Origin of the sequence: Nocardia amikacinitolerans NBRC 108937 (assembly GCF_001612615.1) — a bacterium.
Classification (GTDB): Bacteria; Actinomycetota; Actinomycetes; order Mycobacteriales; family Mycobacteriaceae; genus Nocardia; species Nocardia amikacinitolerans.
Genome location: NZ_BDAU01000032.1, coordinates 55,717 through 67,798, shown reverse-complemented (window position 1 = coordinate 67,798; position 12,082 = coordinate 55,717). Strand labels below are relative to the sequence as shown.

Here is a 12,082-nt window from a genome sequence, read left to right as displayed (position 1 = left end):
GTCAGCGGCTAGGCCGTTCGTTCGACGGGCCGCGTGGAACGGCCGACATGGTGAAAGCTGTTGCGGTAGGCCTGCGGAGATGTTCGTGTCAGCCGGGCGAAGTGATACCGGAAGGTCGCGGCGGCGCCGAAGCCCGCCTCTTCGGCGATGCGGTCGATGGACAGGTCGGTGGTCTCGAGCAGCTGTTGCGCGCGGTGCACACGGGCGCGCAACAGCCACTGAAGGGGAGTGGTCCCGATCTCGGCGCGGAACCGGCGGTTGAGGCTGCGCACACTGATGGTTCCGTGCGCGGCGATGTCGTCGAGGGTGAGTGGACGGTGCAGGTTGACCTGCATCCAATCCAGGACCGGCTGCAGGGAGCTGTCCGGGCTGTCCGGGTCGCTGTGCGCGATGAATTGCGCTTGCCCGCCGTCCCTTTGCGGCGGCATCACGATCTGCCGCGCGGTGTCGGCCGCCACCTTGGCGCCGAGATCCCGGCGAACCATGTGCAGGCACAGATCGAGCCCCGCCGCCGCCCCGGCCGAGGTGAGCACCGCGCCATTGTCGATGAACAGCACCGAGGCGTCGACGTCGACGAGCGGATGACGGCGCGCCAGCTCGGCGGCGTGTTCCCAATGGGTGGTCGCGCGCTGCCCGTCGAGCAGCCCGGTCGCGGCGAGGGCGAACGCGCCGACGCAGACGGAAGCCAACCGCGCTCCGCGCGCGGCCGCGTCCAGCAGTGCGTCACGAACGACAGCGGTCGGCTCACAACGGAATTCGGCCTGACCCGGCACGACGACGGTATCGGCGTCGGCCAGACTGTCGAGACCCCACTCCGTCACAAGCCGCACCGCACCGTGTTCGGGAGCGGCGGCCGCGGTTCCGCCGATCGTCACGATCCGGATGTCGTAGTGCTGTTCCCCGCTCACCGTATTCGCGGCGCCGAACACCATGCCAGGAAGCATCACTTCGAAACCGAGCACGCTGTCCGGAGCCAGAACCGCCACGATCGCCATGGCCAGAATTTAATCGATGATCAGATTCGGCCTGGCGGCACTGTCGGCACGCGATCGGCCGAATCAGACCGCGAGCACGAGCTTTCCGTTGTTCGCGCCGGTGAACAGCATGTTCAACGTCTCGCCGAAGCGCGCGACCCCGCCCTCGACGACGTGCTCGCGGCTCTTCAGCTTGCCCTCGGCCAGCCATTGCGCGATCTGCTGGACGGCCTCGCCGTAGCGGTCGGCGTAGTCGAACACGACGAAGCCGGTCATGGACGCGCGGTAGACCAGCAGAGACATGTAGCGCGACGGGCCGGGCGCGAGTGTCTCGTCGTTGTACGCCGAGATCGCGCCGCACAGCACCACGCGCGCTCCGCGGCAGAGGTTGGCGAGTGCGGCATCGAGGATCTCGCCACCGACATTGTCGAAGTAGATGTCGATGCCCTTGGGCGCCACTTCCCGCAACCGGTTCAACACCGATTCGTTGCGGTAGTCGATGGCCGCGTCGAACCCGAGCTCCTCGGTGAGCATCCTGCACTTCTCCGGCCCACCGGCGATGCCGATGACGTGCGCGCCTTTGGCTTTCGCGATCTGGCCCACGACACTGCCGACGGCGCCCGCCGCCGCGGAAACCACCACCGTCTCCCCGGCCTGCAACTTCCCGACCTCCAACAGGCCGAAATACGCCGTCATCCCGGGCATTCCGAGTGCGCCGAGCCAGGTGGGTCCTGGCGCTACGGACAGGTCGACGCGCTGGACACCCCTGCCGTCGCTGACCGCGTACTCGGTCACCCCGAATATGCCGCTCACGGTGTCTCCGACCGCGAAGTCCGGGTGGGTGGATTCCACGACGGTCGCGATATCGAGCGAGCGCATGATCTCACCGATGCCGACCGGCGGAACATACGAGCGCACGTCGTTGAGCCACCCGCGCATGGCCGGGTCGAGGGAGATGAAGTCGACCTTGACCAGCAGCTGCCCGTCGGCGAGGGCCGGGGTCTCCTCGGTCGTCACGTTCCAGGTGTCGTCGGTGGTCAGCCCGGTCGGGCGCTGCGCGAGACGGACCTGCTGTGTCTTCGGCATGCGTGTTCTCTTTCTGTTCCGTGATGACGTCGAAACCGGCGGTTCGGCACTCGACCGATGTCGGCGCGCCCCGGCGTGCTCGATCCAGGCGGCGATTCTTCCGGAGGGTAATTGAAATCGGCGTCAGGTTCAATCAGTGGCGACCCGATCCGGCTCGTCGACCGTCGACAGGGTCTGGAATCCCCGCCCGAGACCACCCGCGACATCGACCGGACGTATAAATGCGACATGACTATTCCTGGCACCGACGTCGACGACCATGACGCGCCACCGTCCATGGCGCGCTCGTCGCTGCTGCGGGAGTTGCCGACGACCCAGCGCGGTCTGCGGACCCGCGGGGCGCTGGTCGCGGCGGCGCGGAAGGTGTTCGAGCGAAACGGGTACCTGGACACGCGGCTGGTAGACATCACCAAGGCGGCCAAGTGCTCGTCGGGAACCTTCTACACCTACTTCGCGAGCAAGGAAGAGATCTTCGCGGCCGTGCTGGAAGTGGCCCAGGAGGACATGATGCATCCGGGTATGCCCCGGGTGGCCGAGGACGCCGATCCGGCGCGGATCATCGCGGCGAGCAACCGCGCCTACTTCCTGGCCTACGAGCGCAACGCGAAGCTGATGGGCCTGCTCGAACAGGTCGCCAATATCGACCCCGAGTTCGCCCGGCTGCGGCGCAACCGCGCGGAGGCGTTCGTCGTACGCAACGCGCGCAGCATCGAGAACCTCCAGGAGCGGGGGCTCGCCGATGCGGACCTCGATCCGATGCTGGCCTCGCGCGCGTTGTCCAGCATGGTCAGCCGACTGGCCTTCCACCATTTCGTCGCCGGTGCGGACGAGGTCGATCGGGCGCCGCTCGACGAGGTGATCGACACCGCGACGCGGCTGTGGGTCAACGCTCTGCGCATTCCTTCGGGGGAGTAACCGCCTTCCTGGCGTGACGCGGGGTTCGTAGCGCGCGAAACGCGACTGCCATTCGCCCGGTTCGGGGAGCTTTCGGCCGCACTATTTGAACTTGACGCCGACTTCAGATATACACTTTCGTGGGGAATGGATCGCAGCTCGTCACCCCGCAGTCGGCTCGGCCGTGCCGAGGTATCGCCCGGACATCGCACCGCCGACACCCGTCCTACCGTCAGGAGCCAGGATGTCCCTGTTCGACATGTCCGAACGTGCCTCGAAATATCAGGCGGACCTGCTCGAGTTCATGGATTCGCACGTCTACCCCGCCGAAGCCGTCTACGAGCGGCAGATGCGCGAATCCGGTGATCCGCATTTCCATCCGCCGATCATGGAGGAGCTCAAGGCCGAGGCCCGGCGCCGTGGACTGTGGAATCTCTTCCATCCCCATCCGGAATGGGGGCCGGGACTGACCAACCTGGAATACGCGCCGTTGGCCGAGATCATGGGTCGCAGCCACATCGCGTCGGAGGCGTGCAACTGCAACGCGCCCGACACCGGCAACATGGAGGTCCTGACCCTCTTCGGCACGGACGAGCACAAGCAGAAGTACTTGAAGCCGCTGCTCGACGGCACGATGGCGTCCGCGTTCGCGATGACCGAACCGCGCGTGGCCAGCTCGGACGCGACCAATGTCGAGCTGTCGATGGTCCGCGACGGCGGCGACTACATCCTGAACGGCCGCAAGTGGTTCGCCTCCAACGCGTTGCACAAGAACTGCAAGGTGCTGATCGTGATGGGCAAGACCGATCCGGCCGCGGCGCCGCATCGCCAGCAGTCGATGATGGTCGTGCCGATCGACGCGCCAGGCGTCACGGTCATGCGCAACCTGCCCGTCTTCGGCTATCAGGACCGCGAGGGCCACGCCGAGATCGATTTCGCCGACGTCAGGGTGCCCGCCAAGGATGTGCTCAAAGGCGAGGGCGAGGGTTTCGCCATCAGCCAGGCGCGCCTCGGACCCGGCCGTATCCACCACTGCATGCGTTCGATCGGCATGGCCGAGCGCGCGCTGGAACTGCTGTGCAAGCGCGCCCGCTCGCGCAGCACTTTCGGCAAGCCGATCAGCGAGAACGCCAACATCCAGGACTGGATCGCCGAATCGCGGATCGAGATCGAGATGATCCGGCTGCTCACCTTGAAGGCCGCCTATTTGATGGACACGGTCGGCAACAAGGAGGCGCGCACCGAGATCGCCGCGATCAAGGTCGCGGCCCCGCAGATCGCGCTGAAGGTGGTGGACCGCGCGATCCAGGTGCACGGTGCCGCGGGCGTCACCGACGACTTCCCGCTCGCCATGGCCTGGGCGCATCTGCGCACCCTGCGGCTGGCCGACGGCCCGGACGAGGTGCACAAGCGGGCGATCGCCCGGCAGGAGCTTGGCAAGTACCGCACCGTCGAGACCGCCACGAGCAATGGAGTGAAGGCCTGATGACCACCATCGATCTGAGCGGACGTACCGCCATCGTCACCGGCGCCTCGCGCGGTATCGGACTCGCCGCCGCGCAGGCCATCGCCGCGGCGGGCGGCAATGTCGTGCTCACCTCCCGCTCGCAGGACTCCGCGGACGCCGCTGCCGCGCAGGTGGACGGCAACGCGCTCGGTGTCGCCGCGCACGCCGTCGACGAGGACGCGGCGCGCCGCTGCATCGACCTGACGCTGGAGAAGTTCGGCAGCGTCGACATTCTCGTCAACAACGCGGGCACCAATCCCGCCTACGGCCCGGTGATCGGCCAGGATCACGCCCGGTTCAGCAAGACCTTCGACGTGAACCTGTGGGCCCCGATCCTGTGGACCTCGCTGGCCACCGGCGCGTGGATGGGCGAGCACGGCGGCAGCGTGATCAATACCGCCTCCATCGGCGGACTCGGTTTCGAGGCGAACCTCGGCCTCTACAACGCGAGCAAGGCCGCGCTGATCCACCTGACCAAGCAGATGGCGCTGGAACTTTCGCCGAAGATCCGGGTCAACTCGGTCGCGCCCGGCGTGGTGCGCACCCGCCTGGCCGCGGCGCTGTGGCAGGAGCACGAGAACCTGCTGAACGAGCAGACGCCGCTGAACCGGATCGGCGAGCCGGAGGACATCGCCTCTGCGATCGTCTTCCTCGCCTCCGACGCCGCTAGCTGGATGACCGGCGAGACGATGGTCATCGACGGCGGCCAGCGACTCGGCGACGCCACGATGTTCCGCGGGGGCTCGGCCGATGCCTGAGGTTTCCGACACCGTGGCGATCGATCCGGCGGCGGTGGCCGGTTGGCTCGATTCCCTGGGCATCGAGGTCGACGGGCCGCTGCGCTTCAGCAGGATCGGTCTCGGCCAATCCAATCTGACCTACCTGGTCACCGACGCCGTCGACCGGCGCTGGGTGCTGCGCCGACCGCCGTTGGGTCACCTGCTCGCGTCGGCGCACGATGTGATGCGGGAGGCGCGGATCATCGCGGCGTTGGAAGACACCGCGGTGCCGGCGCCGCGCATCCTCGGGGTCGCCAACGATCCGGCCATCTCTGACGTGCCGCTGGTCTTGATGGAGTACGTCGACGGTCAGGTCGTCGACACGATGGAGATCGCGCGGTCGCTGACGCCGCAGCGGCGCCGCGAAATCGCGCTGTCGTTGGTTCGCACTTTGGCGAAGATCCACGCCGTCGACATCGACGCGGTCGGTCTCGCGGACCTGGCCAGCCACAAGCCGTATGCCCAGCGCCAGCTCAAACGCTGGGCCGGGCAGTGGGAGCGGTCCAAGACCAGGGAGCTGCCCGAACTCGACGACCTGACCCGCAGGCTGGTCGCGGCGATGCCGGAACAGCGCGAGATCACGCTGGTGCACGGCGACTTCCATCTGCGCAACGTCATCGCCGATCGCGAATCCGGTGAGCTCGTCGCTGCTTTGGACTGGGAGCTGTCCACGCTGGGCGAACCGCTGGCCGATATGGGCAGCCTGCTCGCCTACTGGGCCGAACCGGGGGAGGACACCGGCGGTGATTTCCCCGCCTCGGCACTGCCCGGCTTCCCGACCCGCGCCGAACTCGCCGAGGTGTACCTGTCCGAAACCGGGCGCGACCCGGCGGCCTTGCGGTACTGGCACGTGCTCGGACTGTGGAAGCTGGCCGTGATCGCCGAGGGCGTCATGCGCCGGGCGATCGACGAACCGCAGAACAAGGCGGCCGCGGGCACGCCGACCGTCGAGCTCATCGACGCGATCGTGCACAAAGCGATCGAGATCGCGGACGCCGCGGGTATTTGACCGATCCGGCGCAGCGCGCCGCGAGCTCGGACCGCGCCGAGCTCAGCGATCCGCCGATGGCGGCGGATCAGGTACCACCACGAGGAGTTGACGTGAAAGCTTGGCGAGTACACGAACTCGGCCAGCCGCGCGATGTGCTGCGGTTCGAAGAGATCGCGGACCCGGAGCCCGGATCGGGGCAGTTGCTGGTGCGGGTGCTCGCCGCACCGGCGAACTTCCCGGACGTGCTGCTGTGCCGCGGCGAGTATCAGATCAAGCCGCCGCTGCCGTTCACGCCCGGCGTCGAACTGTGCGGTGAGGTCGTCGCGATTGGTGCGGGGGTCACGCGGTTCGCGGTCGGGGACCGGGTGATCGGCACCCCGAACCTGCCAGGAGGGGCGTTCGCCGAACTGGCGATCGTCGACGAGGGCAACGCGTTTCCCGCGCCGGGCGCGCTCGTCGACGCCGAGGCGTCGGCATTGAGCATCGGCTACCAGACCGGCTGGTTCGCGCTGCACCGGCGGACCAGCCTGCGGCCGGGGGAGACCCTGCTGGTGCACGCCGCCGCGGGCGGTGTCGGCAGTTGCGCCGTCCAGCTCGGCAAGGCGGCGGGAGCGACGGTGATCGGCGTCGTCGGCGGCGCGGAGAAGGCCGAGTACTGCCGGTCTCTCGGCGCGGATCTGGTGATCGACCGGCACACCGAGGACTTCCTTCCGGTCGTCCAAGAGTTCACCGGCGGTCGCGGCGTCGACGTCGTCTACGATCCGGTCGGTGGTGACGCCTACGCCAAATCCACCAAATGCATTGCCTTCGAAGGTCGCATCCTGGTGATCGGCTTCGCGGGCGGCACGATTCCCCAGCCCGCGCTCAATCACGCGCTGATCAAGAATTATTCGATCATCGGGCTGCACTGGGGCCTGTACAAGCGGTACGACACCCAGGCCATCGCGGACTGCCACGACGAGCTCACCCGGCTCGCGGCAACCCGGGCGATCAAGCCGCTGATCAGCGAACGGCTCGCCCTCACCGAGGTAGCCGAGGGCCTCGGCCGCCTCGGCGACGGCAGCACCGTCGGACGAATCGTGTTCCAGCCATGACCGCGTCGTCGATCGACCCGCGCGACGCGGTGCTCGTGGATTTCGGCGGCGTCATGACCACGAGCGTGCTCGACGCGTTCCGCGAATTCGGGGCTTCGCTGGGATTTCCCGACCTGCCGATCACCTTGCTGAGCACGGACGAGATCGCGCGAAAGCTGCTGGCGGACCACGAATCCGGTCGCATCGATGCCGAGGCCTTCGACAGCGGTTTCTGCGAACGATTGCGTGCGCACGGCGCCGACGTCGACCCGGCGGGGCTGAGCGCCAGGATGCAGAGCGGGCTGGCCAGGGACGACGCGACAATCGAGCTGATCCAACGGGTGCGGGCCGCCGGGGTTCCGGTCGCGCTGGTGTCGAACGCTTTCGGGCGTGACTGCTACGCCGGATTCGATCTGACCGCGCTCGCCGATGTCGTCGTCATCTCCTCGGAGGTGGGCGTACGCAAACCGTCGCGGCGGATCTACCAGATCGCCTGCGACGGTCTCGGCGTCCAGCCGGATCGGGCGGTCATGATCGACGATCTGCGCCAAAACCTGGACGGCGCGGCGCGACTCGGCATCGCCGGGGTACTGCACACCTCGGCCGAGGACACCGGTCGTCAACTGGCCGAGCGATTCCGCATCGGGTGAACCGCCGCCCGGCTTGCGGCTGAACCCATCGCGCGGTGCGCGGCGTTCGCCGATCCAGACGGCGACGCCGCGCACTGTCAGTAGCCGTGCCGGTCTGCTGTGCGCCGCGGCACAGGCCGGTAGCTCCACATCCCCGCCCGAAGGTCGCCAATGAGCCGGTACGAAAACGACATGCTGGAATTCGCCGCCGAATGGGCGCCCTTCGGCGGCAACGACGACGAAGCTTTCCTGCGGTTCGGCCTCTGCCCGAGGGAATTCCACATTCGCCTGATGCGCCTGCTCGGTTCGCCCGCCGCCCGCGCGCTCGACAATTCGACCGTCGCGAGACTTCGCGACCAGTGCGTCGATCGATTGACCCGCACGTCGCCGGGGCGACTGATTCGAATCGCGGGCCGAGAGCCCCGCACTTCGTAGTGGCGTAGCCGGAGACTCGCTGGGCTACAACCGGATACAGGGTGGCGCCGCTCGTCATCCGCCGGACGCGGTCGGCGTGGCGCTATATCGTGCCGTGCATGGGTGATCTCGTCGGGCGGGCGCGTGAGTCGGAGTTGCTCGCCACCCTTCTCGACCAGGCGGTCTCAGCTGGCCGCCGAGGCGCTGGCCCGGCTACCCACCGAGGACAGTCCGCTACGGGTGCGGCTACTTGCCCTGCGGGCGGGCGAGGCGGGGATCACCGGCGGCGGCGACTGCGATCGGATCTCGGCCGAGGCGCTCGCGATGGCGCGCAGGATCGGCGATGGCGCGGTGCTGCGTTCGGCGCTGCGGGCCAGGCAGATGGCCAGGTCCGGTCCGGACGGGGTGCGCGAACGGCTCGATCTGGCCGACCAGATGCTCGTCCTCGGCGCGGCCGAACACGATGACGACACCCTGCTCTGGGGCCGACTGTGGCGCTTCGACGCGCTGACGATGCTCGGCAGACTGGACGAGGCCGAAGCGGAACTCGCGCCGATGCGGCAGCTGACGCAACGGCTGCGCAGACCCCTCGCCCGCTGGCACTACCTGCGCCGCACGGCGGCAACGGCGCTGTCTCGGGGCCGGTTCGACGAGGCGATCGCCGACACCCGTGAAGGGTTGCGCCTGATCGGGGGACGTTCGCACGAATCGCTCGTCGGCCCTTCGGTTTTCGTGTTGATAGTCATCGACGGGCTCACCGACCGAGGCCTCGTCGACGCCGAGCAATTCGAGGAGAACGACCGCAGCGCACCGGGATTCCTCGTGCCGTCGCACGGCGTCCACTGGGCGCAGCGCGGTGACCTCGAGCGTGCTCGCCTGCTGTTTCGCACCGCCCCCGACATCGAGACGGTGCCGCCGCCGACGCTGCTGACCGCAATGGCGACCAGGATCGAACTCGCGGCGATGTTCGATGCCGCCGACGTCGCCGCGGACCTGGCCGCCCGGCTGCGCCCGTACGCCGACCTGTTCGTCACCGCCGGAGCCTCGACCCTCGTGAACTTCGGCTCGGCTCGCACGTATCTCGGCATCGCGCTGGGTGCCTGTGGGCGCCTCGACGACGCCGTCGACGAGCTGCGAAAAGGCGTCGCCGCCAACGACCTTGCCGGTACCGCCCCGTATACGGAGCTGGCCAGATACGAGCTGGCCCGCATCCTGGCCCGCCGCCGTCGGCCCGGCGATACCGACGAGGCCGCGGCGCTGTGCGCGAGTGTCGGCGCGGCCGCCGCGCGATTGGGTATGGCGCCGCTGGCCCGCCGCGCCGACCAGCTGGCAGGCACCCTGCGCGGTGATCGCCCGAGCGGACTGACGCGTCGCGAGGCCGAGGTCGCGGCGCATGTGGCCGAAGGTCTCACCAATCGGCAGATCGCTTCGCTCCTTGGCATTTCCGAGCGCACGGCCGAAAGTCACGTGCAGCACATCCTCGCCAAGCTCGGCTCGACCAACCGCACCCAGATCGCCGCCTGGGTCGCGGAGCAGCGCTGAAATTCCGTACCGCTGCTCCGTGGCAGTACGGATTTCCCGTTCGGGTGATTCGGACACGATTGATCGCGGCGAAGCTATCCCGCCTCGCCGGGACCGAATCACGAGGGGACAACGATGAATTCAGCATCCATACCGCGCCGCATGGCGGCCGCCGCGTTGGCCGCGCTGGCCTGCACCGCGATCGGCACCACGGTCTCGGCCGCTCCGGCATCCGCTGGCTACGGCTATGCCTGTCCTGGCGGATTGTTCTGCGGCTGGGACGGTCCCGACGGCACCGGCAGCATGATCGTGCAGGTCGATTCGAACTGCGTGCTGCACGACATCGGCAACGGCGGCGTCGGCGACCGCCTGACGTCGTACTGGAACCGCACCGGCAAAACCGTGGGTGTGTACAACTGGACCGGCGTGCGCTGGCAGCTGCTCGCCTCCGTCCCGAACAACGGTCGGGGGAACATGCCGCGCGGTGCCGACAACGCGGCCGACGCGGTGCGCGTCTGCGCCTGAGCCGCCCAGTAGATGCCCCGGGATTCCTCGGCGCTCGGTCCCGGGGCATCGCAGGCCACGGCTGATTCCGGCTCACCCGCGCGTCGGCTGCTGTGTCGTTGCCCGCCTCGGGAACGGCGTGACAGACTGAGCCGACTCCGCTTGCCCATTCGCAGGGGAGGACCATCGCGTGCGAGCTGCTTACATCGAACGACTCGGACCGCCGGAATCGATCGTCTACGGCGAGCTGCCGCCGCCGGTGGCCGGACCCGACGACGTCGTGGTCAGAGTTTCGGCCACGGCGGTGAATCACGTCGACACCTTCGTGCGCTCCGGGCGATACCCGACCGCGATGGAGTTCCCGTTCGTGATCGGCCGCGACCTGGTCGGAACTGTCGTCGAATCGCGTTCACCGGAATTCTCGCCCGGCGATCGGGTCTGGTGTAACAGCCTCGGGCACGAGGGGCGGCAGGGAGCGGCCTCCGAACTCGCCGCCGTTCCCGTCGACCGCCTCTACCATCTGCCTGACGGCGCGTCTCCCACGCAGACGGTGGCGGTCGTCCATCCGGCGGCCGCCGCCTACCTCGCCGCATTCACCCACGGGAATCTCCGGCCCGGTGAGACGGCGCTGATCGCGGGCGCGGCAGGCAACCTCGGTAGCGCACTCGTCGCCCTGATCACCCGCGCCGGAGGCACGGTCATCGCGACCGCGCACCCCGACGACCACGACTACTGCCGACGCCTGGGCGCCGCGCACACCATCGACTATCGCGAGGCGAACGTCGTCGACAAGGTGCGCGACATCGTGACCAGCGGCGTCGACCTCTTCATCGATACCTCCGGCCGGAACGACATGGTGGCCGCCGTGGAGATGCTCGCGATCGGAGGCCGGATCGTCATCGTCGCGGGCACGGGTTCCCGATCCGAACTGCCGACGGGAGCGCTGTATCTGAAGGACGGTTCGATCCGCGGCTTCGTCATCTCCCGCGCGACCAGCGCACAACTGCGCGACGCCGCGACGGCGATCAATCGCCACCTGCTCGACGGAGCGCTGCGACCGCGGTCGATCGACCTGCTTCCACTGTCGGCCGCCGCCGAGGCGCATCGCCGAATCGAGACCGAGCGACTGCACGGCACCCGCCTGGTCCTGGAGATCTGAGGCGTAAGGGTGACGCCAGGACATAAGGGCAAGTTATGAGGTTGTCGGTACCGGACCTCTAGCCGCGCACGTGATCGGGCACCAAGATCGGGGACATCCGCTGGTCGCGGGGTGCGGAACGGCAGAGGAGAACATTGTGACGTTCGTGGTCGGCGCTGCCTGCGTCGATGTCCTGGACAGGGCCTGCGTCGAGGAGTGCCCGATCGACTGCATCTTCATCGGTGATCGGATGGCGTACATCCAGCCCGACGAGTGCATCGACTGCGGGGCATGCGAACCGGTCTGCCCGGTCGAGGCGATCTACTTCGAGGACGACATTCCCTCGGGCCAGGAGCAGTTCGTCATCGAGAACGCCCGCTTCTTCGCCGAGCCGCTGCCCGGACGGCAAGCCCCACTCGGGCAGCCGGGTGCCGCGGCGGGTATCGGCGCGCTGGGAGTCGACACCGTTTTCGTGCGGGAATACCAGCCGTGATTCTTGTTCCGACCTTGCCTCCTGTTCGGCGCGTGATTTCGTGCCCTGCTAGGAATGGGTGTTGATTTCGGATAGGAGA

At 68.1% G+C, this 12,082-nt stretch carries 13 protein-coding genes; 11 read left to right on the top strand and 2 right to left on the bottom strand.

Translation table 11 applies throughout. The features are described 5' to 3' along the window. Window positions 1-8 precede the first annotated feature (8 nt). Both NAM01S_RS23635 and NAM01S_RS23630 read right to left on the bottom strand, forming a co-directional pair. Window positions 9-995 (bottom strand): GlxA family transcriptional regulator, encoded by a 987-nt coding sequence (locus NAM01S_RS23635; protein ID WP_067788724.1) that lies wholly within the window; start codon window positions 993-995, stop codon window positions 9-11. Between the two features lie 63 nt (window positions 996-1,058). Then, window positions 1,059-2,060 (bottom strand): NADP-dependent oxidoreductase, encoded by a 1,002-nt coding sequence (locus NAM01S_RS23630; RefSeq protein WP_067788723.1) that lies wholly within the window; start codon window positions 2,058-2,060, stop codon window positions 1,059-1,061. 228 nt (window positions 2,061-2,288) lie between these two features. On the opposite strand from NAM01S_RS23630, the gene NAM01S_RS23625 reads away from it, so the two are divergent. The 11 genes from NAM01S_RS23625 (at window position 2,289) to fdxA (ending at window position 12,003) form a co-directional block, all read left to right on the top strand. Continuing rightward, the gene (locus NAM01S_RS23625) at window positions 2,289-2,975 is read left to right on the top strand and encodes a TetR/AcrR family transcriptional regulator (RefSeq protein WP_067788722.1); all 687 of its coding nucleotides are present in this window, start codon (window positions 2,289-2,291) and stop codon (window positions 2,973-2,975) included. A 223-nt stretch (window positions 2,976-3,198) separates the two neighbouring features. Further along, window positions 3,199-4,440: an acyl-CoA dehydrogenase family protein gene (locus NAM01S_RS23620; protein ID WP_067788720.1), complete on the top strand. Its 1,242-nt coding sequence runs from the start codon at window positions 3,199-3,201 to the stop codon at window positions 4,438-4,440. Next, window positions 4,440-5,219 (top strand): SDR family oxidoreductase, encoded by a 780-nt coding sequence (locus NAM01S_RS23615; protein ID WP_067788718.1) that lies wholly within the window; start codon window positions 4,440-4,442, stop codon window positions 5,217-5,219. Before NAM01S_RS23620 ends, NAM01S_RS23615 begins: the two co-directional genes overlap by 1 nt. Beyond that, complete coding sequence (locus tag NAM01S_RS23610; protein ID WP_067788717.1) at window positions 5,212-6,249, top strand: phosphotransferase family protein; 1,038 nt, start codon at window positions 5,212-5,214, stop codon at window positions 6,247-6,249. The genes NAM01S_RS23615 and NAM01S_RS23610 overlap by 8 nt, the downstream gene beginning before the upstream one ends. Before the next feature lie 92 nt (window positions 6,250-6,341). Next, the gene (locus NAM01S_RS23605; protein ID WP_067788876.1) at window positions 6,342-7,325 is read left to right on the top strand and encodes an NADPH:quinone oxidoreductase family protein; all 984 of its coding nucleotides are present in this window, start codon (window positions 6,342-6,344) and stop codon (window positions 7,323-7,325) included. Further along, window positions 7,322-7,954, top strand: a complete 633-nt coding sequence (locus NAM01S_RS23600) for an HAD family hydrolase (protein WP_067788715.1) — start codon at window positions 7,322-7,324, stop codon at window positions 7,952-7,954. The genes NAM01S_RS23605 and NAM01S_RS23600 overlap by 4 nt, the downstream gene beginning before the upstream one ends. A 150-nt stretch (window positions 7,955-8,104) precedes the next feature. Next, entirely contained in the window at window positions 8,105-8,368 is a 264-nt protein-coding gene (locus NAM01S_RS23595; RefSeq protein ID WP_084483222.1) for a DUF3263 domain-containing protein, read from the top strand. A gap of 123 nt (window positions 8,369-8,491) precedes the next feature. Next, window positions 8,492-9,889: a helix-turn-helix transcriptional regulator gene (locus NAM01S_RS37390; protein ID WP_372511722.1), complete on the top strand. Its 1,398-nt coding sequence runs from the start codon at window positions 8,492-8,494 to the stop codon at window positions 9,887-9,889. A gap of 114 nt (window positions 9,890-10,003) precedes the next feature. Continuing rightward, a complete protein-coding gene (locus tag NAM01S_RS23585) occupies window positions 10,004-10,393 on the top strand; it encodes a peptidase inhibitor family I36 protein (protein WP_084483221.1) in 390 nt (129 codons plus the stop codon). Window positions 10,394-10,562: 169 nt separating this feature from the next. Beyond that, window positions 10,563-11,531, top strand: a complete 969-nt coding sequence (locus NAM01S_RS23580) for an NADPH:quinone reductase (RefSeq protein ID WP_067788710.1) — start codon at window positions 10,563-10,565, stop codon at window positions 11,529-11,531. Window positions 11,532-11,667: 136 nt separating this feature from the next. Further along, window positions 11,668-12,003 carry a ferredoxin gene (gene fdxA / locus NAM01S_RS23575; protein ID WP_067788872.1) on the top strand — a complete coding sequence of 112 codons (336 nt, stop codon included), beginning with the start codon at window positions 11,668-11,670 and terminating at the stop codon, window positions 12,001-12,003. Window positions 12,004-12,082: the final 79 nt, after the last annotated feature.